This window comes from Bacillus cereus group sp. RP29 (assembly GCF_040459765.1).
Taxonomy (GTDB): domain Bacteria; phylum Bacillota; class Bacilli; order Bacillales; family Bacillaceae_G; genus Bacillus_A; species Bacillus_A paranthracis.
In genome coordinates, this window is record NZ_JARVHN010000002.1 from 152,288 (window position 1) to 175,993 (window position 23,706).

Below are 23,706 nucleotides of genomic sequence, written 5' to 3' on the forward strand. Positions count from 1 at the left end.
TCGTTCCCCCTTAAAACAATCCCCCCACCTTTCATAAGAAAAGTGAGGGTAATACCTATCCTATTAAATGTTTTTTATATGCATTTCTAAAAAATATCCTTTTTCCCTCATCATTGAAAATAGTTTCTTTATATAATCAACTGAAGGCTCTGGCCATTCAAAACCGCACTGTTTTAAATAGTGAACTGTTACATCACATTTACTTTTTACTACGGCACGATACGCCTCATTCTCCTTCACAATATAATAAGTAAACCCTAAAATCTTTTGATAGTTTTTTTCATTAGCATAGGATTCTACTAGCAATTCATACTCATGATCTGGCACCTTATTTATTTCAATGCCTCCTAAATTAAACATTTTCTGTATATTAATTTTATACGGATTATAAATATGAAAAACAGGTTTATTACTATAAGAGGAGGCAAGTTTTAAAATTGCTTCACTACATAAATCCACTGGTGAAACATCTAATAACTGGCCAACAATTTCCTCTGAAACAGCTCCTAGATGATAGATAGTTTCAAGTGTATTTGCGAATGCATTCTTCCTCAAATTCAATTGGACGCATCCATCCACGTGTCGCCCTGTAATCAATCCTATGCGATAAATAGTTGCATTCACCTCTTTACGAGCAACGGCATGCATGACTTCATGCTCAGCTAAAAATTTACTTTTCACATAAACATTGTCATCTATCTCCTGCTCAATGAAAAAGTCTTCTTCAGTAAAAACTCTTTCCTCTTCACCTTTTGCGACATGACCTGCTACACTCATAGTCGAAATATAATGAAGTTTTTTATTGTCGCCTGCAAATTCCAATATTCTTTTTGTACCATTTATATTGAACTCTTTGAATTCGTTAAACTGTCCAAAGTGGTCCGTTTTAGCCGCGGCATGAAAGATATGCTCTGTTCGTTTTTTAATATCTTCGTATATGTCATAGGTTAAGCCGAATCGTTCTTTTGTTAAATCTCCGGCAACAATACTTAATCTGTCTGATGCTTGTTCTATCAAGTCAATATCCTTCGGAAAGTATTGTAAAAAGACTTGTTTGAGCCACTCTTCTGCTGTATATTGCTTATTTCTCCTTACTAAACAGATAATATGACCCTGTGTTGTACGTAGTAACCTTTCCAGCAAATGAATGCCTAAAAATCCTGTTGCCCCGGTCAAAAATACACCACTTTTGCTATGCAGCCTTTTATCATCAATCAAACTAAGCTCTGCTGGACGGACATATACACTATCATCGATTTGATTTTCTTCTATTTCCGTTTGATCACAGATAGCAGCTATCGTTTTTCCGTCAAAAAAGTCTTGAATCGATATCTCCCAGTCCTTATCCATCGTTAAGGCAAGAATCTTTAAAATATTGATAGAATTTCCGCCAAGTTCAAAGAAATCATCATGAATCCCTATAGAAGTAGAAGGTATATTTAGAACTTCTCCCCAGATCTCTCTCATTTCGGTTTCAAGTTTCGTTCTAGGCTCTATTTGCTGCTCTGCATCATTTTTTACTTGTATCGGTTTTGGCAGTGCTATCTTATCTATCTTTCCATTTTCAGTTAAAGGAAAGTAATCCAGCTTTATAAATTGTGAAGGAACCATATAATCTGGAAGCCTTTCTGAAAGCTGACTTTTTATTTCGTCAACGAAAAATGGCTGATCACAAATAATGTAGGCAATTAATCTTTCAGCTGTCGTACCCATATTATGTTGTAAAAGATAGACGTCCTTTATGCCGGGCAACGTTTTTATAGCATGTATAATTTCCTGCAATTCGACACGATATCCGCGTATGTTAATTTGCTCATCCGCTCTTCCAATGTATTCAATTGTTCCATTTGATGTCCATCGCCCATAATCTCCTGTTCTATATAAACGTTCTTTTGTAACCGGATGATGTATGAAACGTTCTTTCGTCTCTTCACGACGATTCCAGTATCCTCTTGCTAATCCAGCTCCTGCAAGACAAATTTCTCCCGTTACTCCTATTGGTTGCTCTTGGAATTGATCATTGACAATGAATACCCGGCAATTATCAATTGGGATTCCAATAGTTATGTTAGAATCGCTTTCAATTACACCACTTGTGGAAACAACTGTATTTTCTGTTGGTCCGTAATTATTGACAAGTTTATAAGAATGCGATTTACAAGTCTTCAACGCTTCACCGCCAGTTAAAAGGATGCGAAGTGAGCTGTTTGTCAAATGAGAAAATTGTTCGTAATAGGCCGTAGGCATAAATGCAATCGTAACTTGGTGACGTTCAATAAAATCATTTAGCTGATATATGTCCTGTCGTACATGAGCATCGACGATGTAAAGAGATGCCCCATAAGACAAACAAGGGAATATCTCCCATACAGAGGCATCAAATCCAAAACCAGCAAATTTCAAACAACGATCAGCCTCTGTTAATTGGAATCTCCTTTGATGCCACTGAACCAAATTCATTAATGAATGATGCTCAATCATGACACCTTTTGGATTTCCTGTAGAGCCGGAAGTGTAAATCATATAAGCTACATCATGCCCTTGTACTGTAATAGAATTGGACAATCCATTTTTCTCAAAATGATGGACATCCAAAAAGACCACTTCCTGTTCAAACCCTGTTAGCAAACTCTTATACTCAGATTCAGTCAGCAAGAAGGTGACTTCACTGTCTTTCAAGATATAGTCAATCCGTTTTTTAGGATATGCTGGGTCTATAGGTACATAAACTGCTCCAGCCTGTAAAATACCGAAAATTCCTGCCAGCATATTGAATGATGGATTTGTCATAATTCCAATCATCTCACCTTTTTTGATCCCTTGCTGCACAAGCCAATCGGCAATTGCATTAGCCTTTTCGTTTAATTCCTTATAGGTTAAAATTTTATCTTGATGCACCGCTGCTACGCTATCAGGGTGATGTTCAGTCCATAATTTCATCATGGTGCACACCGTCTGATTAACCGACAATGGATAAGCAGTATCATTTACACGCTCAATTAATTGTTTTTCTTCATCTAAACGAAAATCAATTTCATATAAGTACTGCTCCGTTCCCGTCAGATATTGCTTAACGAGCTCCACATAGTGTCTAGCCATCCTATCAATATTCTCTACACGGAATAGGTTTGTACTGTATTCAATATTGATGTGAAATTCGTCGTTTAACTGAGTGACCTCAAATGTCAAATCAAATTTCGCTGTCTTTTGATCTGTTTGAAGTTGTGTCCATAAAGAAACTTCCTCTTCTGTATGAAACGAAAAGACTGTGTCAAATAATAAATTCCGATTAAGATTTCTTTTAATCTGTTTACGTTCAATGAATTCATCGAGCGGATAATCAGCATATTTCATCATGCTATATACCTGATTTTTCACCTGCTCCAAAAAGCTAGTTATCGACATCTGTGGTGTTGTAACTGTTCTAATGGGCAGTGTATTCATTAATAGACCTATTGTATTTTCTAAGCCCATTTGACCTCTCCCTGAAACTGGGGTTCCTGTTAGAATGTCATTCTGACCTGAATATCGATGAAGAAGTATCTGATACAATCCCAGGAACAAAACATAAGGTGTCATTTCCTGCTCTTGCAGCTTCTCTAGAAGACCACGTCCCACTTCTCGATTAATTGAAATCGATATATAATCTCCTTCAAACTGTTGAACCTTTGGCCTGCTAAAATCAGTCGGTAGATTCAACACAGGTAGCTGACCATCCAGAATAGATTCCCAATGATTATTCGACTGGCTGTAATCTTGTTTTTGCTTCCATACTGCATAGTCCTTATACTGCACCTGTACAACAGGAAGTTCAGCTTTTTCATCAGCATACAGTGAGGAGAATTCATTTAGTAATATATCTATTGATACACCATCGCAAATTATGTGATGCATATCCAAAAACAGCAAATGCTCTCCATTGTCTACCTTCGCTATTTTTACTCTCATGAGAGGTGCTTTTTTCAAATTAAAAGGCTTAGTCCACGCAGAAATCCGTGAAGGTACCTCATCTGCTTTCAGTACTTCTTCTTCTATATCTAAATCAGAGTTAGCATGAACTACCTGTACTGCTTCGCCATTTTTCACTTGGAAAGAGGTTCGTAAACTTTCATGACGTTCTATTATTCTTTTAATCACTTTTTCTGTCTTTTGTTTTTCCAGCTTAAATGGCACTGTTAGAACAATAGGCATATTATAGGTTGTGTCAGCACCTATTAAATGACTAACTGCATAAATACGTTTTTGTGCAGAGGTCATCAGGTACTCTTCGGCCTCTTTAGCCACTGATATGATTTCTTTTTTTGCTTGACCCGTTTTGTCAATTTTATTAGCAAGCTCTTTTAAGAGTGGATATTCAAAAATATCCTGTAAAGAAATTGTTGTAAATAGTTGCTTTCTGATTTTGTTCATTAAATCTATAGCTTTTAAGGAATGTCCACCAGCTTTAATGAAGTGGCTATTTCTCCCAATTAGATTTGTCTCCAGCACCTCCTGCCAAATGGAAACGAGCGTCTTTTCAGTCTCTGTGCAAGGCGGTACATATTCTTCCTCTATTTCTTTTTCAGATATTGGAAGCAGCTGTTCATTTACTTTTCCATTTGGCGTTAAAGGCAACTCATCTATTGTCATGAAATGTACAGGAATCATATATTCTGGTAGAGTTTGCGCCAGCTTTCTTCTTATTTTCTGCGGCTCACTCTCTTTCTTCCACACGATATACGCACATAGATTTACTTGTCCTTCCTCATCATGATGAGCCACCACATAGCCATTCTCGATCTCATCCAACTCCAACAGCTTCGCAGTAATTTCACCCGGCTCAATCCTCATGCCTCGGATTTTAATCTGTTTGTCCAGTCTGCCAAGATATTCGATTGTCTGATCTCTATGCCATTTGACAAGGTCACCTGTTTTATAGAGGCGCCCATTTTGTTCGAATGGATCGGGTACAAAAGCACGATCCGTCTGATCTGGACGGTTCAAATAGCCCCTTGCAATACCTGCACCACCAATATACAGTTCACCAGGAATACCTGATGGTACAGGATTTCTTTCTTCATCAAGCACATAGACTTTTGTATTGTCAATGGGCGCTCCCAATTTAATTACCCCTCTGTCAGGTAGACAGGACCATACGAGTGTATCGACCGTCGCTTCGGTTGGACCATAATGATTATATAAATGGTACCCTTGCGATGTAATTTGGTTAGCCAATTGAGGATCCAACTTTTCTCCACCGCAGATGACCACTTCTAAATTCTTAGCTTTTTTCGTTTGTCCAGCTAAAAGTACACGTAAGGTTGCTGGAACAAATTGAGCTATACGGATTTTGTGCTCATTCAAGAAATCGATCAGCGTTTCCTTTTGGAAAACTACTTGTTCTTCCGCAATAATGACAACAGCTCCCGACATAAGCGGAATCAACGTTTCCTCCACACTAACATCAAAGGCAGAATTGGTCATATGGAGAATGGCATCTCCAGGAGCCACATGATACGTCCTTTCAAACCATTGCCATAAATTCAGTACACTGTGCTGTTCAATCAAGACGCCTTTCGGCTCCCCAGTTGATCCAGAAGTATAAATCATATAGGCTAGATGATGCCCTTCTGCCACTGAGGGTGGATTCGTTGTATGCTCTCCTTCCATCCCCTTATCCAAATAAATCACTTTGCCTGAGTATGAGTCTATTCTTTCTTTCAACACCGACTGTGTAAGCAAAAAAGGGACAGCACTGTCTTTCAGCATGTACTCAATACGGCTATCTGGATATTGAGAGTCAATTGGCACATAGGCTCCTCCCGCCTTTAAAATTCCCAGCATCCCGATGAGTAGATCAAATGATGGGCGAACCATGATGCCTACCAACATATCCGTTCCAACACCTTGTTGAATGAGGGCATGTGCTAGCTGATTGGCACGACTGTTCAATTCTCCGTAGGAGAGGGATTTTCCTCTAAAAACAGCCGCTGTTTCCTCCGGACGCACCTTAGCCTGCTTTTCAAATTGAGCCGAGATAGATTGGTAGGAAGGCATCGGTACAAAAGTATCATTCATGCTGGCCAATAGCGTTTGTTCCTCCTGAGAAAGCAACCCGATTTCTCCAATCAATTGATGTGGATCGGCCAACACCGTCTGGATAAGATATTCAAAATTTTGGGCCATTTGTTCAATAGTCTCTTTTCTGAATAAACTTGTACTATATTCAAAATAGATGTCTAAATGGGAACTGTATTCAAACACATCCAATGATAGATCAAATTGTACATTGGGATTGAAAACGTTTTGTATCTCCCATTGTGCAGCAAGTTCTTCCTGCTCATGATGAAACGAAAACATGGTTTGAATAAGAGGAGTACCATTTGTCTTCCGTGTCATACTAGTTCGATTCATAATCCATTCTACAGGATCCACATCACATTCGAAGGCTGCAAAACAATGCTCCTGTACTTTTGAGAAAAATTCATTTACTGGCTGTGCAGACGGTAAATGAGTCCTAATAGGTAATGTTTTAACAAACATCCCAACAGTTTTATCAAAAATCGCATGATTTCTCCCAGCAGAAGGAGTACCGACTACTAAATCTTTCTGCCCTGTATATTTAGAGAGCAAAAGCTGATACATCCCTAATAATAGTGAAAAGAGAGTTTGATTCTGTTGCAGGGCATACTTTTTCAATTGATTTGTTATTTCCTGATTAAGCGTTCTGATATAAAAGCCACCCTCTGGCTTTGTTCCACTTGTCTGCTTCTCATCAAAAGGCAATGTCAAAACTGGAATATCACCCTTAAACTGCTGCTCCCAATAGGAAACATCCGCATCCATCTCATGCTGCTTTTCCCAAACAGCATAATCCTTATATTGGAGCGCAAGAGGAGGTAGCGGCTGATTGTGTTTATACAATTCAATGAATTCCCGTATAAAAATCTCAATTGATTGACCATCTGATATGATGTGATGCATATCAATAAACAGCAGATGATCTCCTTGATACTCAAAAACTCCCGCTCTTAACAGTGGAACCTGATGAAGATCGAATGGTTTTACCAATTTAGACATAAGTTTGTCTAGCCCGCCTTCACATACTCTTTCTCTCATCACTTCTACATTGGCAGAAGAGTGGATTCGCTGTACCAGCTCATCCCCAACCATATCAAAGGAAGTTCTTAGACTTTCGTGGCGCTCAACAAGCATATTAAGTGTGTTCTGAACACGCTCAATGTGTAAAGTATGCGGAGCCTTTAAAAGGAACGGCATGTTATAACTCTGCTCCCCGCCCGGTAAGTGGCTGATTGCATATATCCGTTGCTGATTTGCAGAAGCTGGATAATGGTCCTGAGATGGAGCTGGGAGAATACCAAGCACTTCCCTATTTTTTTCCTGTTCAATCATTATTGCCATTTCCTCTAAATAAGGATGTTCAAAAATCTTTTTAATCGACAATTTAACCGATAACTCCCTCTCAATGGCCGCTATCAGAGAAACAGCTTTGAGTGAATGACCTCCCACTTCAAAGAAATGGGTACCAATACTAACAGGAGTTACCCCTAAAATCTGCTCCCACAATTCTGCTAGTTTCTTTTCTACCGTTGTTCTAGGTGCAATATACTCCTCCTCTTGATTTAACATAAGTTCAGGAGCTGGCAGTTCTTTTTCATTGGTTTTTCCATTCGGTGTGATTGGAAGGTCGTTTAATGGAATGAAAAAGGAAGGCAGCATGTAATCAGGTAGCCGTTTAGCCAAAGCGTTCCTTATCTCCTTTGACTCTTTCTTGGTATCAGACACATAATAAGCGCATAGATATGTTTCATCTTGCTCGTTTTTTCTTTCCATAACATACGATTTTTTTATGTTATGGACGAGTAATAATTCGGCCGCTACTTCTTCTGGTTCAATACGGAAACCTCGGATTTTCACCTGACGATCAATTCGCCCCATAAATTCAATAGCTCCATCAGGAAGCCATCTTACCAAATCACCAGTTTTATACATTCTCTCCTGTTCTTTAAACGGATGTGTGACAAACTTCTCGTCGGTTAAATCAGGACGATTCAGATATCCTTTGGCAAGAGCTTTCCCAGCTATGCATAGTTCACCAGGCAGACCGATTGCTTGAAGTTGCCCATATTGGTTTAAAATTATGAGCTCTGTATCATTCAGCGGCTTTCCAATTGGAATAGTTCCTAATCTTTTATCAATAGATTGAATTTGATAAAAAGCGGCAAAAACAGTGCTTTCCGTCGGCCCATACACATGAATGAATTTGTTAGATCCAGATTCCTTTAAGGCTTGCTCGACAAAAGAAACCGTTACCTTTTCACCGCCGAACAAAACGGTATGAAGTCCATTAAAAGCTGCTGGATTTTCAGCTATGATTGCATTGAATAAAGCAGTAGTCAAAAACATGGTTGTAATCTTCTGTTCTACTAAGAACGTAGAAAGTTCTCTTGGCGACAGAATGATGTTTGGGTCAATAAGGATTAATTCTGCTCCGTTCAGTAATGCTGCGAAAATGTCAAATACCGAGCCATCAAAAGATGGGTTAGATAATTGTAGAATACGATCCTCATGTTTCACATCTACATAATTTGTATTTACAGCCACTCTCATTACATTTTCATGTTTGGTGAGAATTCCTTTTGGCTTTCCTGTCGATCCTGATGTATAAATGACATAGGCAAGGTCTTGTAAAGAGGAAATAGAAGGAAGATTTTCACAATAGTCACCGTTATACATGTCATCTATAAACAGTACTTTTCCTGTATATATAATAGTAGGAAATATATCCGCATGCTTTTTTTGATCCGTGATAAGAATGGATATTCTCGAATCTTGAATCATATAATTTATCCGTTCCAGCGGATAATTTGGATCAATTGGAACATATGCTGCTCCTGCTTTTAAAATACCAAGAATGCCTATGATAAATGAGTGAGAGCGTTCCAGCATAACACCTACTAAGTCATTTGATTGTACTCCAAGCCCTCGAAGCTTTTTAGCAAGCTCGTTAGCGCGACTGTTTAGTATTTCATATGTAAGAGATTCTCCATTGAATGAAACAGCTGTTTTATTAGGAAAGCAAGCGGCCTGCTGTTCAAAGCGTTCATGAAGGGTGAGATTGTCTTCACCCCTATTGTAATTAGACGTTTGAAATGTTTCAGTTATAAGCCTTTTTTCTTTCTCATCAATTAGCTCTATTTCACACATCCTCATATCAGGTGCCTCAATAATCTGTTCTAATATACGGATAAATCGTCTGCTTATGTTACGGATTTCATCATTTTCATATACGTTTTGATTAAAATGAAAAATAATGTATTGTTCCTTTGGAGCAACAGTTAAATGAAAATCATAATTTGTTTGCTCGGTATCATGAAATTCTTCTATGCGAAAACCAAAAAGTTCTTCTTCCTCTTCTGTTGAAGTATCATTAGACGGATAATTCTGAAAAACAAGCAAATGACTGAACAAATCTGTCTTAAATTCTGTCATTTTCTGAAGTTCAGCCAGAGAGCAATATGAATAGCGCTCAGACTCCAAGTTTGAATCTTGTACATTCTGCAGGAGCTGTGCAAAAGACATTTCAGGCTCCATCTTTATTCTGACTGGAATGGTATTGATAAACAATCCCACAGCATGCTCAATGCCTTCTAATTCAGGTGGTCTTCCAGATACAACTGATCCAAATACAACATCTTTCGATTGGTTGTAATGACTGAGCAACAAAGCCCAAGCTGTCTGACATATAGTATGGACAGTGACTTTGTATTGCTTTGATAGTCGTTCAAGACTTTGAAGCAAGTCATCATTTATTTTTTGATAAAACTCCCCTTTTTGAAAGCCCTTTTTTGTTGCTTTCTTGTAGAATCTCGGCATTTCTGTATTTGTCTCAAGTCCTTTTAAATATTCCCTCCAGTAGGCATGAGCCTTATCTTTGTCCTGATTTTCAATCCATTGAATATATTTACTAAAAGAAAATGATTTCTTCTCTCTCACCGGCTCCTGGTGCAATAACGTAGCATATATCTCAAAGAATTCCTCTAAAACAGCTCTAGAGCACCAGCCATCCAAAATAATATGATGATTCGTAAAAACAAGTATATGCTCAAAATCGCTTAATCTCAGTACCTGTACCCGAAATAGAGGGCCAGTTACCAAATCAAACCCTTCCTTTAAATCCGATGCCAAGAACTTTTCGATAGCTTGCTCTTTATGAATCCCTTGTAAATGAGTATAATCATGCATTTGGATGAACATCTCTCTATTTTTGAATACAACTTGTCGAGGACGGCTTAACTTAGAATGAATAAAAACTGTCCGTAACAAATCATGACGTCTTACAAGAATATTCAGGCTATTTTCTGCAATATCAAAATTAAACGTACCGGAAATTTTCAGAGCGGATTGGACACAGTACGCTTGAAAATCTTGATCTTTATCGCTTAAATGATGAAACAACATACCTTCTTGCATAGGCGATAGCGGGTAAATGTTTTGGAAATTTTGTTTATTTTTCATTTTTCCACTCCTTTTTCTATCATAGAGAGAGGAAGACCTCTCTCTACATGTCTTCAAGCAGCTCATAAATATGATCCAGTTCTTCGTCCGTCAATCGTTGATCATCAAAATCACTTAACGTTTTTTCTCCGTCATCTTCCTTATCTATACAATGATCGACCATTTTTTCAAGTGTTTCCGTGTAAACATTCAAAAGTTGTTCGATTTCATTTCTATCAAACTCACGCTCATGATATTCCAAATTGATTTCTAACACGCCATTTATGACTGCAAGATTCAAATCAAGCATGTGTGTTCTTTCATTTTCCAAGCTGTTTGAATTACCTAAGTGCAAAGATTGGCCCTCATTTTCATGCAACTCAAACTGACCCAAATAGTTAAAACTCACTGGAGGAGACGGTCTTTCTTCAATAGTGTGCAGTTCCTTACAATAAAGCAATCCATATCCCATTCCCTTTTGAGGAATACGGCGAAGCTGGTCTTTAACCGATTTTATTGCGGTTCCTAGTTTTTCTTCTCTTCCCGCCTCTAGTACAACTGGAAATACAGACGTAAACCACCCAATCGTTCTTGAAACGTCGACATCTTCCGAAAATGTCTCTCTTCCATGCCCTTCTAAATCAAGTGGTAGTTCTTCTATTCCAAATTGTTCCTTCATAGCTAACGCAAACGCCGCCAACAGAATTTCGTTTATTTCTGTGTTATATGCCCGATGCGCCTGTTTTAAAAGCAAATCCGTTTTTTCTTTGTTAAGTTGCCGAACAAGCTGTTTACTGTACCATCTCTTTTGATTGATCGATTGACGTACGGCTAAAGAAGAAGGTACTACCAGCCTGTTTTCAACATCTTCCCAATAAGCTTTTTCATTTACTACTTCCTCTTTGGCGTAATTCCACAATTCTGTTGTCCATTCTTTATAAGAATTCGTTTTCTCAGGTAATTTTATTTTTTCTCCAGAAACAGCTTGTTCATAAGCTGTTTCTAGATCCTCAAGCAAGATCCCCCAAGAAACACCGTCTATGATGAGATGATGTATAACTATAACAAGGTGGCCCCCTTTATTGGTTTGAAAGATACTCGCTTTGATAAGAGGTCCATTTTCTATATCGAGCTCCCCTTGAATACTATCAATATGGTTTTCTGCAAGCTCTCGCCAGTTATTTTTATTTCTAAGGTTCATAACTTCCAATGTATAAAAATCAGCTGTATACGCTTTTCGGTTGATTTGAACCATCTGTTGCGGATTCTTTACAAAAACAGCTCTTAGTACATCATGGTGCTCTATGAGTTTGTCCAACGCCAATTCAACCGCTTCAGGGTCAAATCCTTCTGCTTTGTAGAGTGTCTCAGCCTGATTATAGTGGTGTGGATTAACAAAGTTTTTTGAAAAAAACCAATTTTGTATAGGAGAAAGTAGAATTTCCCCAGATATCTGCCGTTGATCAATCTGTTTCTTTAAAGGCTCGATATAGATAGCCACTTCTTGTATTGTTGCATGTGTAAATAAATACTTTGTTTCAAGTTTCAATCGATACTTTCTTAATTGAGAAGAAATTTGAATGGCTTTGATCGAATCTCCTCCATAGTCAAAAAAGCTTCCTTTTATGCTGACACGTTCTATAACAAGCACCTCCTGCCAAATGTCAGTGAGCAATTTTTCAATCTCTGTACAAGGCGGCACATATGCTTCTACTGTTTCTGTTTCTTTTTCAGGTATTGGAAGCAGCTGTTCACTCACTTTTCCGTTTGGCGTTAAAGGCAACTCATCTATTGTCATGAAATGCACAGGAATCATATATTCTGGTAGAGCTTGCGCCAGCTTTCTTCTTATTTTCTGCGGCTCACTCTCTTTCTTCCACACGATATACGCACATAGATTTACTTGTCCTTCCTCATCATGATGAGCCATCACATAGCCATTCTCGATCTCATCCAACTCCAACAGCTTCGCTGTAATTTCACCAGGCTCAATCCTCATACCCCGGATTTTGACCTGTTTGTCCAGTCTGCCAAGATATTCGATTGTCTGATCGCTGTGCCATTTGACAAGGTCACCTGTTTTATAAAGGCGCCCGTTTTGTTCGAATGGATCGGGTACAAAAGCACAATCCGTCTGATCTGGACGGTTCAAATAGCCCCTTGCAATACCTGCACCACCAATATACAGTTCACCAGGAATGCCTGATGGTACAGGATTTCCTTCTTCATCAAGCACATAGACTTTTGTATTGTCAATGGGCGCTCCCAATTTAATTACCCCTCTGTTCGGTGGACAGGACCATACGAGTGTATCGACCGTCGCTTCGGTTGGACCATAATGATTGTATAAGTGGTACCCTTGCGATGTAATTTGGTTAGCCAATTGAGGATCCAACTTTTCTCCACCACAGATGACCACTTCTAAATTCTTAGCTTTTTTCGTTTGTCCAGCTAAAAGTGCACGTAAGGTTGCCGGAACGAATTGAGCAATGCGGACTTTGTGCTCATTCAAGAAGTCAATTAGCATTTCCTTTTGGAACACCACTTGTTTTTCCGCAATAACAACAACAGCTCCCGACATGAGTGGAATCAACGTTTCCTCCACACTAACATCAAAGGCAGAATTGGTCATATGAAGAATAGCATCTCCAGGAGCCACATGATACGTCCTTTCAAACCATTGCCATAAATTCAGTACACTGTGCTGTTCAATCAAGACGCCTTTCGGCTCCCCAGTTGATCCAGACGTATAAATCATATAGGCTAGATGATGCCCTTCTGCCACTGAAGGTGGATTCGTTGTACGCTCTCCTTCCATCCCCTCATCCAAATAAATCACTTTGCCTGAGTATGAGTCTGTTCTTTCTTTCAGCACCGACTGTGTAAGTAAAAGAGGGACCGCGCTATCTTTCAGCATGTACTCAATACGGCTATCTGGATATTGAGGGTCAATTGGTACATAGGCTCCCCCCGCCTTTAAAATTCCCAGCATCCCGATGAGTAGATCAAATGATGGGCGAACCATGATGCCTACCAACATATCCGTTCCAACACCTTGTTGAATGAGAGCATGTGCTAGCTGATTGGCACGACTGTTCAATTCTCCGTAGGAGATGGAGCTTCCTCTAAAGACAGCCGCTGTTTCCTCCGGACGCATCTCAGCCTGCTTTTCAAATTGAGCCGAGATAGATTGGTAGGAAGGTATCGGTACAAAAGTATCATTCATACCGGCCAATAGCTCTTGTTCCTCCTGGGAAAGCAACCCGATTTCACTGATTATTTGATGTGGATCGGCCACCATCGTCTCGATAAGATGTTCAAAATGTTTTGCCATCTGTTCGATAGTTTCTTTTCTGAATAAACTTGTACTATATTCAAACCGGCACCCAAGGCAATCATTAAGAACTGCAGCCTCCAATGTTAAATCAACTTTAGAAGTATTATAGTCTGTATCGACAATAGACATTTTGACACCTTCAGACAGCTCATAACTCTCTTTGACATCTTGTAGAGCAAATACAGTCTGATAAATAGGATTTCTGCTTGGATCACGATTGAGTTTCAGTTGCTTGGCTAGTTCATCAATAGGGTATTGCTGATGATTCAGCATACCAAGCATATCGCGTTTGACTTCTTGGCAAAATTGAGCGAAACTAACTGTTCTGCCAACTACCTTCCTAATAGGAAGAGTGTTGACAAATAATCCTGTAATCCTTTCTATATTTGAATGAATGCGTCCTGATATAGGCGTACCAACGATCAAGTCATCTTGACCCGTGTATTTTGATAACAAGACAAAATATACTGATAAGAGACTCATATAAAGCGTCAGGCCGTGCTTCATAGAATAATCTTTTAGTTTGTTTAGTAGATTTATATTTAATTCAAATTCAAATGTTTTTCCATCAAAAGATTGCACATCTGGCCTTGGGAAATCAGCAGGCAAATTGAGCTGTTCTGTATGGTCAACAAGAATGTCCCTCCAAAAATCTCGGTGTGCAGAAAACCGATCTGCTTCTAATTGGCGATTCTCCCATACAGCGTAATCTTTGTACCCAAGTTCCAATTGTGGCAAAGTTCTCCCCTGATATATCAATGCCAATTCTTCCATAAATACTTGGAGAGACATACCATCGAAAATAATATGATGAAAGTCTAATAATAAAACATGTTTTTGAAGAGATTGTATTTTAATCAACCGTGCCTGCATCAAGGGAGGCTTGTCCAATGAAAACGAATGAGGCGAAGCGCAAATAATCTCCTCTATTTCAGATTCCTTGTATACATCATAATCCACATGCAAGGAAACGTTTGTATGAACTTTCTGCTTAATGACGCCATCTTCTTTTATAAAAGCGGTTCTAAGCGATTCATGTCGATTGACTAACTTTTGCATTGCATCTATAAGCGCACCCGCGCCAAGTGGCCCATCTATTTGGAATACACAAGGTATGTTAAACAGATTAGCGTCTGTAATTAATGATCTTGTGTATACCCCTTCTTGCGCAGCTGTCACAGGATAAGAATCACTCTTCTTAGCAGGTAGCAGCTGTTCAAAATTGCCTATCTTCATTTTTTCTTCAATGACATCTGCCATTGCAAACAAAAGTGTATTAGAAAAAATATCCCCTAGCGTCAGTCGAATCCCGAACTCATTCTCAATCTCATTCAAAAGTTTTAATGCTTGCAATGAATGAAAACCTAGCTGGATAAAATCAGAAGTTGCATGTAAATTGTCTACCTTTAGCGTTTTCTTCCAAACTTCGGCTAATTTCGCCTCAACTGCTTTATGAAACAAACCTGTCTCTTCCTTTTCCTTGAAAAAGACTTCAGGCTCTGGCAGCTCTCTCCGATTGACTTTGTGGTTTTCAGTTAAAGGCAATCGGTCTAATTGAATAAAATATGTCGGGACCATATAGTCCGGCAGCTCTCTAAATAAAAATGCTTTTATTTGATTTGTGATATCTACTTCATCTGATTCAAAGTAAGCAGCCAATACGGTTTGATGGGAGTTAGGTTTAACAGTCTTTACAACCGCTCTCCTCACCAAAGAGTGCTGAATCATTTTTGCCTCAATCTCTCCAATTTCAATTCGATGCCCTCTAATTTTGACTTGAAAGTCATTGCGCCCAAGAAACTGAATATTTCCATCAGGCAGCATTTTCGCTTGATCCCCTGTCTTATACAGCCTTTCAGAGGGATCATAAGGGTTTAAGATGAATTTTTCCTCTGTCAGCTCTGCATTGTTCAAATAGCCTCTGGCGACGCCTTTTCCACCAATGTACAACTCCCCTATATAATGAGGTGGAAGAAGCTCCATGTTTTCACTAAAAATGTACATTGACATATTTGATAACGGTTTACCGATTGGCGTAATACCCTCATAATCTGCAAATGCCTGCTCAGAACAATAAATGCTCGATTCAATTGTCGCTTCAGTGACACCATATGTATTAAAAATTCGTATACTCTCACCATAACGTTCTAAGAGACGTTCATAGTCTTCTTTCAAACAAGAATCAGCACCCAGCACAACCAATTCAAGAGAAGTATGCTTAATCCCTTTTTCATACATGTCATCTAAAAGAGGAACAATTAAAGCTGGTGTTGATTCCAGCATTGTAATCTGATGTGTCTCAATCAAATTTTGAATACGTACTAAATCACGCTTTGCTTCTGACGAACAAATGACAAGGGTTCCTTGATTCAATAAAGCTCTTGCCATATCCCCAGAAAAGACATCAAACGAAAAGCTGGCCATCTGTAAGATACAAGGCTTTATTTCTTGAAAACCGTATGCTTCGTTATAGGCTTTCCACATATTTAGATAATTCCGATGTTCAATCATAACCCCCTTTGGCGTGCCTGTTGTTCCAGACGTATATATGATATAGCATAAATCTTCAGGCTTCGTCAGGTTTTCAATAGAAGATGTCGGCTGTTGCTGAATTGCTTCATCTTGAAAGTGGATGCATTCAATAGAAGCATCTTGTTCTACTCTATTTACTTGATCCGTCAGCAAAATCACAGAACTGCTGTCTTTTAGAATAAATTGGATTCTCTGCTCTGGAAATTCGGCATCGATTGGGACATAAGCTCCACCTGCTTTCATCACCGCTATCGATCCAACGATCATATCTTCTGTACGATTAGTAAGAATAGCAACTGTTTTTTCTCGTGTTATCCCCTTTTGTCGAAGGAGTCGTGCAAGCTGATTCGACCGCTCATCCAGTTCCTTATACGTCAGTGTGCGCTCCTCACAAACAACCGCTATCTTTTCAGGTATTTTTTTTGCAATTCTTTGAAAAATCTGTTGGAAATATTCCTCCGGTTCATGACAGACTATTTCCATTTGCTCCCTAAAATATAAGGATTGATCAGTAACTGTTAATAAATCTAAATTTCCAATCTGCTGCTGCGGAGCCAATAATGCTTTAGAAAGTAAAAGCATTATTCTATTAAACATGTCGCGGATCTCTGTCTCTTCAAATAAATCAACTCTATAGTCGATTTCAAATGCAATGTCTTCCCCATTTTTTACAATATGAAAGGCGAGATCATTGATTTCATAACCGTTATATAAAAAATCAACATTATATCTAATCCCATCTGTCTTAGGGAAATCCACCTCCAAATATTGTAAGGAAGTTGTATACAAATAATCATGCGTGCTGTGCTTTTTTCGCCAATCATTTAAAATACGATTATATGGATATTTTTGATGCCTCATTGTTCTAATCTGCTGCTGATTTAAATTTCTTACGAATGAAGAAAAAGTGAGAGCTGGATTAACCTCTACACGAAAAGGAACAGTGCTAACAAGCATGCCAAACAATTCCTTTTCACGAAGCGTTGTCCGATTGGAAAACATTGTACCGATTACAATATCCTTTTTCTGACTCATTTTGGACATATACAAGAAAACGCCTGACAAGAACAAATTAAATAAACTAATATGATTCTTAGTCGAATATTCTTTCAACTTTTCCGCAAGAGATTTCGGAACTGCTTTAGACAGCCGTATTGCTTTCGCACTGCTGCAATAATCGTTGCTAGGCTTAAGAGATGTTAATTCTGGCCTACTTTGGAAAATCTGTTCCCAATAAAGACGATCCTTTTCATAACGCGGACTTTTCTCGTATGTCTGCTCCGCTTCAATTTGCTCGATAAACGATGGACTTTTCACCATATCGATGACCGCACCACTTGCTAAATCAGTGTAAATGGAAATAATGCTCTCTATGCAACTCATGACAGACACAGCATCTGAAATAATATGATGAATATTCACATAAAGAAAGCACTGATGCCTGCTTTCTTTAAACACTTTAAAATCAAAAAGATCCTCGTCCTCTAGTGGTAAAGGTTGCTGAAAGTGGGCAAGTGCAGCCTCTTTTACACTTTCAGTGCCTGCATCTTTTAACTCGATAATTTCTATTTCTTTTTCAATATATTCAGCTACGTACTGAACTGGTTCGCCTTCTTTTCTAGAAATCATACGTAAACGGATATTGTCTGTTCGTTTTATATACTCATTTATAGCAATAGAAATTAGATTATAAAGAAGGGGCTGCTCTGTAGCCAATTGTATAAGTGCCCCGTTGTTTGAAATACTTGTATTAGGATACATTTTTTCAACATACCAAATGCCCAGCTGTCCATTACTTAATGGAAAATAACGACTCATCTACATGTACCTCCTCATATATCCTTATTTTCTACAAACTGGCCTTGCTCCATTTTGATAAGATGATCAGCCTTATGGAAGTATTGATCGTCATGTGTAATTGCAATGACACACTTCCCTTCATCTCTTAACATAGGAAGCAAATTGTAGTAGAAGAATTTGCGATATTCTGGATCTTGATCTGCCGCCCATTCATCAAATAAACAAATAGGTCGATCCTCTAAATATGAAACTAGCAAAGCCAAACGCTTCTTTTGACCTGTCGACAGTTTAGTCGTGCTGAATTCACCATCTTTGATTGTGACCTTATCCTGAATTCTAAGAAGCTCAAGCAAGCTTTGAATTTCCTGCTCTCTTCCATCAATATCTATACCATAGAGACGGTCAAAAAGATAAAAGTCGCTAAAAATTGCAGAATAGTATTCTTGGATTTGTTCTGGTGTTTTAGAAACGCCGTTAATGAGAGTTTCTCCTCGATCAGCCGGATAAAGGCCGGTAACAAGCTTAGCAAAGGTTGATTTCCCACTTCCATTCCCTCCAGTAATAAAGGTAATTTCTCCAGCCTTAAATTCATAATCAATTGGTCCAACTGAAAAATCTTCTCCGCTTGTACCTTTATATTGGAATTGGACTCCCTTTAAAGTGAGAATCACTTTCTTTTCAGGCGACGGTTCGACAGAAATACGGTCTTCTTTTTCTAATTCAGCGACCTCTTCCATTAAACTATTAATACGTTTCCAGCTTACTTGAATCTGCATAATTTGCGGAAAAGAATGCAGCAGATAGGTGACAGGGCCAATCATATAAAGGAAAATAAAAACATAATTGTACAGCAATTCACCTTGCATTTTGAAAATCAATGGAAAGAGAAACGCCACAAATCCAACAACCGACAATAGAATCATGTCTTCCATAATAAAAGCGTTAGCGAACTTTAGGTCAACCTTTGTTCCCTTTTTACGATAGTCGCTGCAAGCTTCTTCAAAATTTTGTTGGAATGCCAGTTTTCTTGCTCTATTTAGCTTCAACTCTTTGAATCCTGCCAACATGTCATTAATAAAACCAAAAAACTTATTTTGAATGTCCCTTGTCTCTTCATACAGTCTAGTTGCTTCCCCTGCAACAAATAGATTGATTAGAATAGTGACCACAACAACGCCCAAAGACAAAACAAGGCCCCAAAAGCTCAACATACCCAAATAAATTAGACAGAAAAACAAAGTAATTAAATTGGTCGCACCAGTAACTGCTAAATGCATGCCTTCACTAATTTTTTCTGTATCATTATTTAAACAAGCACTGATTTTTCCTTTCTCAAAACGCTCCATTCGTTCAAATGGAATTTGCAACGTTTTATCAATCAGCTTAACCCTTTTTTCATAAACTACTCGATTGGTAATTACAGCAATCCTTGTACGAATGTATCGTTCTGCAATGATATGAACAACCAACCCAATTAAAAAGGCATAGAATAAACCATTCGTAAAGTTGTCTTTCGTATTTAACGATTGATTAATGATGTATATGACAAACGTATTGCTCAACCCACTTACAGCCCCACTGATAATCATTAGCAGAAACTGTTCCTGCCCTTCTTTTTTATAAAATAAAGTAAGCGTATAGTAGAGAATATACAGACCTATCAATCCAATCGATAACCAATATACAATTGACATTTGTGTACTAACTGCTTGTAAATCGACAAACTCATATTTTAGCCACTTATAAGATTCATGAAGAACGTAAATTAAGGCCCCATATATAACAACTGCCACACCCAAAAGCAATCTATTCTTTGCCGATACAACAAGTGAACGCTCTTTTCTCAGAGCCTGTACAATGACTCTGTATAAAATAAATAAATTGATGCAAATAAACACGCCGATGACAAACGAAGCCCCTGTCAAGGCACGTCCAATATCTGCTAGTGATTGCTCACTGCTAAAATTCAACGTTATTCCCCCTTCAAAAACTCTAACTCTTTGTATTTTATTTCCTCTTTATTTCTCTCTACATATACAATGAAGGTTCCTTTTATTAATGCAAACACGCCTTGCTTTCTCACCACTTCCACCATTCAAAATGACAAGATTACCTGCTTAGATAATTTGAGAAATTGTATATATTGTAGCAAGCAAAAAACAAGTGCATTTTGATTGTTTCTGCAATTTTCATTTCCAAAATGGGGCTTAACTATACAAGATCCCTTACAACGAGTAAACTCCAAGATTATTTTTCTCTATCTATATTAATTAAATAAACAATTTTTCATAGTTCACTTGATATTTCCATTCCATTCAATTGTAGGGTGTTGAATCAAATAGGATGCATAATTCCCACAAAACCCAAAGTTATTGACAAGCACGCTAGATATGTTCGCAAATGCCTTTTCTTTCATAATATTTGCGGTAATTTTCGGATCAAGCTGATCTAAACCTGTTGTCGGCGGAATACATTGCAGCTTCAAGGCCAATAAAGCAGCTGCTGTTCCCAAAAAACCTGAACAACGCAACAAATGCCCACATGCTCCTTTATGAGAACTCACCGGTATACTGCTTCCATCTTCAATGGTTTCCACCAATGCTTCTGATTCGATCACATCTCCTTGCGGCGTTCCAGTTGCATGAGCATGTATATAATCTGGCTTATTGACCCCTGCCAGTTGGAGCGCTGTTTGAATAGATTTGACTACCTTTCCCTTATCTAGCTCAATCATATTTTGCTTTTCTCCACCTAATACACAACTGGCACCGTCAAGCCATGCCAACGGCTTATGTTTACGTTCTTTCAAACTATCCGCCGACTCTAATATAATGACTCCTGCCCCCTCACCGATCGTAATGCCATTTCTCTTGAGATCAAAGGGCTTTGCTTCAGTTTTTGTTATGGCTCTGACAATATCAAGTGAAGCAAAGTCATACTTATTAAATACTTCTGCACGTGCGATAAAGACCCTATCCAACTGGCCATGTCGAATCATGCTGTAGCCAATTGAAAGTGCTGTACCAATTGACGCACAAGCAGACGTCGGTCTAATGATGTTTCTTGTCTGAAATAAAGAAGTTGGAAGATGATGTTCAGGATCCATGATCCATTCATTAGCTTCATTTTCCATTGTGTCATTGTCCGGCCCTGTTACAACCGGAAGAATCAATCCCGTCCTGTGATGTTCTATCTTTTTTTCACTTAAACCAGCGATTTCTACAGCCTCTTTCATGGCAAATGATAAAAATTGTTTAGCGATACTTTCCTTAGAATGAAGAACATTCCCCTTTACCTGGCCAGCTATTTGACTCCTAAAACCACTTGCATCAAAACGGGTAATAGGCGACATAGCACATTCCCCTGAATATAACCCTTCTTCAAATGAATTCATTCCAAGCCCAAATGGAGAAACAAGCCCCATTCCACTAATGCCAATCCTATTCATATTTACAGCTCCTTCCACTGCCTTTATGTTAAACGACTTACACCTTGTCCTTTATTACTCTCGACGCAATGGTGAATCCATTCACTAAAACTTAAGTGTTCATCATGTTCGTTTTCCCATTCCCAGTTCCGTATTTCAAACAGAGGTTGGTAGTTTTGAAGACGGCATGCATTTGTTAAAGCGGCAATTGTAATCCGACCGGTGAAATTTTCATAGTCAGTTTCAGGTGCTCGATAAATTTCTGCCACTAACATTAGACCGGCCAGTCGGTCTACTAAAGCGTTATGCGCTAATCCAATTCCATACATTTTGCCACAGTAATCTGCAAACGTTGTAGAGGGTCCATTGAGACCAAGTTGTATGGCTGCTTGAGCAGTTGGAAGACTATTTTCAAAAGATATCGTCATGTGAGGCCTAACAGCCTTTTTTCCTTTTTCCAAAGCTTTTACGTATCGTTCAATATCAGGCCAAATCGCATTTGAAACATTGACAAACAGGCCAATATCATCATTAGAATGGACAAATCCTTGATGTGATAATTCAGTAATAATTTTATACAGTCCTTCACATAACGGTTCTACAGTCTCATCGTTAAATTTACTTTTTTGATATTGAAAGGGTTCTCTTTCAATTGGTATGTCATTTTTTGTGATCCATTGATAGCTCGGAACCCCGTTTATAACGTCGACTTCAATACCAATAAGAACAACTGAAGGTTCATTCTTCACTCAATCACACCCTTTGCTTGTTTTGTAAAACACATTTCCCTTAAAGCATTCCGGTCAATTTTTCCATTTGCCAGCATCGGAAATTCATCCAGTTGTTTGTAATAAAAAGGAACTTGTTCTTTTTCTAAATGCTTTTGTGCATAGCATTTTACATTTTTTGAGTTGATTTCACTTTTGTTTTTGCTAATGTATATGGCAGCGAGACGCACACCGTTGTTTTCATTATAAACACCAATAACGACAACGTCTTGAATTTCTTGAAAGTGGCGCAGCTTATTCTCGATATATTCAGGACTAATATTTTTTTCTTTAATCACAATAATATTTTTCGTCCGGCCTATAATTTTTACATAACCTTCCTCATTGATCTCTGCTAAATCTCCAGTATTAAGCCATCCTTCAGAATCGAGTGGATTTTCCTGTGAATTTGGACCAAAATAGCCCATCATATTGCTAGGGCTCCTAACAAGTAGCTCTCCCTTTTCGTTCAGTTTTAATTCCGTCCCTTCCAGTGGCCTTCCCACCGTTCCTATACAAAAATCATTCCATGCATTCAACGCCACATTGGGTCCAGCTTCTGAAAGCCCATATCCGTCGAGAATAGGACGTTTTATTAGTTCAAACCATTTTTCTGCGACAGTTTCAGGTAAGATTTCTCCTCCACATCCCCAGCTCCGCATGTTGGAAACTGCCTTTCGTTCATCCATGTCCTTACTGAAATGCTCAAGCATGATTTTGTAGAATGAAGGTGTTCCCTCAAACAAAGTAGCACCACTTTCTTTCATTAATTGCAAAACATACCGAGGCCGCAAATGTTCTGGAATAACCAGGTTCATTTTGCATGTTTCAATGATATTAATCAGAGTCAAGCCATAAGCTCCCCACAAAGGAACAGCCGCAAACATAATATCTCTTTCAATAAAGCCCATTCTTGTGATTGTTTGTTCACTTTGATATTTGATTCCCTTTTTAGACCAGATGACAAATTTAGGCATACCAGTAACCGATCCTGTCGTTCTGATAATAGCCCCGATTCCTTCTGGAAGAAGTGCCTTTTCAATGCCATCATAACGTTCAACACAAAAACCATGATCCGCCTCATAGCAGAAAAGCGGCACTTGAATCCGCGCAAGCTCTTTTTGAGGATTTTTCATCGCACCTGTCACGACTGGAATAATTCCCAGTTCACTACACCCTTTATAGGCTGCGTAAAATAGCAGCGGATCTCTTATTGAAAGAGCGACAGCCTCTTTCGACTCTATATGGTTAGCCTTCATTAAGAGGATGAATTTATTTGTTAAATATTGAATTTTATCTGTTTGATCTTGATGGCCGACACTCACTTTGTTTTTTAATCCTATCAT

Annotated in this window: 6 protein-coding genes; all 6 read right to left on the reverse strand. The window is 38.5% G+C overall.

Annotation, left to right across the window (positions count from 1 at the left end; genetic code table 11):
• Positions 1-63: 63 nt before the first annotated feature.
• Positions 64-10,518, reverse strand: coding sequence for an amino acid adenylation domain-containing protein (locus QCI47_RS28980; protein ID WP_353812038.1), 10,455 nt, complete (start codon positions 10,516-10,518; stop codon positions 64-66).
• A gap of 43 nt (positions 10,519-10,561) precedes the next feature.
• Positions 10,562-18,184 (reverse strand): amino acid adenylation domain-containing protein, encoded by a 7,623-nt coding sequence (locus QCI47_RS28985; RefSeq protein ID WP_353812039.1) that lies wholly within the window; start codon positions 18,182-18,184, stop codon positions 10,562-10,564.
• A gap of 14 nt (positions 18,185-18,198) precedes the next feature.
• Complete coding sequence (locus QCI47_RS28990; protein ID WP_001011810.1) at positions 18,199-20,136, reverse strand: cyclic peptide export ABC transporter; 1,938 nt, start codon at positions 20,134-20,136, stop codon at positions 18,199-18,201.
• A gap of 323 nt (positions 20,137-20,459) precedes the next feature.
• On the reverse strand, positions 20,460-21,614 hold the full coding sequence (locus tag QCI47_RS28995) for a beta-ketoacyl-[acyl-carrier-protein] synthase family protein (RefSeq protein WP_001079735.1): 1,155 nt from the start codon (positions 21,612-21,614) through the stop codon (positions 20,460-20,462).
• Between the two features lie 23 nt (positions 21,615-21,637).
• Positions 21,638-22,342: a hypothetical protein gene (locus tag QCI47_RS29000; RefSeq protein ID WP_353812040.1), complete on the reverse strand. Its 705-nt coding sequence runs from the start codon at positions 22,340-22,342 to the stop codon at positions 21,638-21,640.
• Positions 22,339-23,706, reverse strand: a complete 1,368-nt coding sequence (locus QCI47_RS29005; protein ID WP_000579674.1) for a class I adenylate-forming enzyme family protein — start codon at positions 23,704-23,706, stop codon at positions 22,339-22,341. The genes QCI47_RS29000 and QCI47_RS29005 overlap by 4 nt, the downstream gene beginning before the upstream one ends.

Coding starts and splice junctions, on each gene's coding strand:
- QCI47_RS28980 (WP_353812038.1), bottom strand. CDS start 10,518: ATGAAAAATAAACAAAATTTCCAAAACATTTACCCGCTATCGCCTATG.
- QCI47_RS28985 (WP_353812039.1), bottom strand. CDS start 18,184: ATGAGTCGTTATTTTCCATTAAGTAATGGACAGCTGGGCATTTGGTAT.
- QCI47_RS28995 (WP_001079735.1), bottom strand. CDS start 21,614: ATGAATAGGATTGGCATTAGTGGAATGGGGCTTGTTTCTCCATTTGGG.
- QCI47_RS29005 (WP_000579674.1), bottom strand. CDS start 23,706: ATGATAGGATTAAAAAACAAAGTGAGTGTCGGCCATCAAGATCAAACA.